Annotated in this window: 3 protein-coding genes; all 3 read left to right on the plus strand. The window is 71.1% G+C overall.

Annotated elements, in window-relative coordinates; translation table 11 throughout:
* Window positions 1–371 precede the first annotated feature (371 nt).
* Window positions 372–806, plus strand: coding sequence for a VOC family protein (locus ACFU6K_RS37060; protein WP_380670755.1), 435 nt, complete (start codon window positions 372–374; stop codon window positions 804–806).
* Window positions 807–1,008: 202 nt separating this feature from the next.
* Window positions 1,009–1,395 carry a hypothetical protein gene (locus ACFU6K_RS37065; protein ID WP_380670757.1) on the plus strand — a complete coding sequence of 129 codons (387 nt, stop codon included), beginning with the start codon at window positions 1,009–1,011 and terminating at the stop codon, window positions 1,393–1,395.
* An 89-nt stretch (window positions 1,396–1,484) separates the two neighbouring features.
* The gene (locus ACFU6K_RS37070) at window positions 1,485–2,318 is read left to right on the plus strand and encodes a hypothetical protein (RefSeq protein ID WP_380670759.1); all 834 of its coding nucleotides are present in this window, start codon (window positions 1,485–1,487) and stop codon (window positions 2,316–2,318) included.
* Window positions 2,319–2,344: the final 26 nt, after the last annotated feature.

The following is a 2,344-nucleotide window of genomic DNA, read 5'->3' on the forward strand; positions in this document are numbered from 1 at the left end:
GCCGCCGCGATCTGGCACAACTGGAACACCGGCGCCGCGATCAAGCGCTCACTCATCGCCTATGACCACTGAGGACATCGGACTCATTCATCTAGTCGCCCCGAGTTCCCTCGATCAGCCCCAGTCTCCGGAGAGACGGATCCCCACGCATGCGGAGTTCGCACCGGGGTAACTGGGCCTCTGCCGGCCGGGATGGCCCATCGTCGTCATCGCCTTGTCCGAGACGGCCCGACACACCACCCATACGTACCTGCGGCCGCGTACCGGCCCGGCCCCACGTGGACGCGGGTCCAGCCCCGCTCCCCACCAACCTGCGGGCGCGCGAGGGAAATCGAGCGGCGTGACTTTCTTGTCATGGCTATGGTGGCCCGATGGCATCGATCAAGCAGTTCCAGGTCACCTTCGACTGCGCGGAACCCGAGCGCGTCGGTCGTTTCTGGTGCGAGGCCCTGGGATACGTCCCGCCGTCCACGCCGGAGGGGTTCGACACCTGGGACGACTACCAGCGCTCGCTGCCGCCCGAGAAGCGGGGCTCGTGGTTCGCCGCCAGCGACCCCACGGGTGTGGGCCCGCGGATGTACTTCCAGCGCGTCCCCGAGGGCAAGGTCGTCAAGAACCGGGTGCACCTCGACGTCCGGGTCGGCACCGGCCTGGTCGGCGCGGCGCGCGTCGCGGCCCTGGAGGCCGAGTGCGCCCGCCTGGTCCCCCTCGGCGCGACCCGCGTGCAGCTGCTGGTCGCCGACGAGGAGAACGAGTCGTGCCTCGCGATGCAGGACGTCGAGGGCAACGAGTTCTGCATCGACTGAGCAGCATCGGAGATCCCCAACCTCCCGCGCAGGACGTCGACATGGCCGACTTCCTGTGCCGGGTCTTGTCGGGTTCTTGCCGGGAACCGGCAGGGGAGCGGGCGGGATCTTGCGGGTTCCGGGCAGCGCGGGGCGGTGCCGGTCTGATTAGTGTGATCGGCAGTGGACGTGAACGAACGTCCGTGACCTGGGGGGTGGGGGCATGACTCCACTGGGCTTGAGCGTGGCCACCTGGTGGTGGATCGTCGCGCTGACGACGGTGCTGTTCTGGGCGATGGCGGTACCGCCGCAGGTGACCCGGCAGTACCGGATCATGGTGGCCCTGGCGCCGCTCGTCGGTGCCCTCTTCCTGGTCGGCCGCTCCCACATGAACGGGATGGACTCGGCCGGCGCGCTGTCCATGTACTCGCTGGCGATGCTGTCGCTGACGCTGGGGACGGCCGGGCACCTCGGGAGGATGGCGCGCCTGCAACTGGCGGCCGACGAGGCCGGCGACCGGGACGAAGTGCCGCTCACCTGGGGCTTCATGGTGCAGTTCTTCCTGTGCGTGACCGCGGGCTTCGTGGTGTACTTCGTGATCCAGCCGTAGGCACTGGGGGAGGGACGGCGCGAGCGGATCGATGCCGGGATCGTCCTCGGGCCTTGGCGGTGATCAGGGGCTCTGGTAGGGATGGCGGCGTGATCACCAACTCCTCGTTCCCGTCCGCGGTACGGGCCCTCTCGTTCCACCACCTGCGCACGCCCGGGTACCGGGGTCCGCTGGTCCTGGCCGGGTTGCTGGCCGTCGTCGCCGCGGCTCCGGACGGTGTCGTGCACGGAGCCGTGGTGGTGGGGACGGCAATGGTCGGCCTGGTCGCGGCGGTCCCGGCCGCTCTGCTCGGGCCGGTCGTGGTGCTGCTCGCGCTGGCCCTGGCCGGGCTGGCCGCCGCACCCGCCGTATGGCGGCGCGTGCGGCGGCTCCACCGCCCGGGCAACAGCGCGCTGTTGGGCACCTCGCTGGCGGTGGGCGCCGTCGTGCTGGGCTTCAGCGTGCCCGGTGAGGACTACGGCCTGCTCGGCGCCGGCCTGCTCGTGCTCGTGCTGATGCCCTTCGCCTGGCTCGCCTGGAAGGCGAGGGAGTCGAACAGGGCGGCCGAGGCCGGAACGGGACGGTGGCACGGCGCCTGGCGCTGGGCGGTACCCCCGTTGCTGGTCGGCGCCGCAGCCCTGCTGATCAGCCACGACGTCCCCCGCGAGGCACGGTTCTCGATGTCCCGCCCCGCGCTCACCTCCTTCGCCGAGCGCGCCCTCGCCACCGGAACGACGGATCGTGCCCCGGCCTGGATCGGCGGCTACCCCGTCCGGGACGCCGAACTGGTCGACGGCGGCGTGAAGTTCGCGGTGGCAGGGTCGGGCGTCTTCGCCTCCCACGGCTACGCCTACTTCCCGGCGGGCACTCCGACGCAGCACCCGGCCCGCTACACACAGGTCGACGACCGCTGGTACAGCTGGGCGGGCCCCGACCACTTCTGAAGCACACCGGCGGCCCCTTGCGGAGG

It is taken from the genome of Kitasatospora sp. NPDC057512 (assembly GCF_042802135.1).
Classification (GTDB): Bacteria; Actinomycetota; Actinomycetes; order Streptomycetales; family Streptomycetaceae; genus Kitasatospora.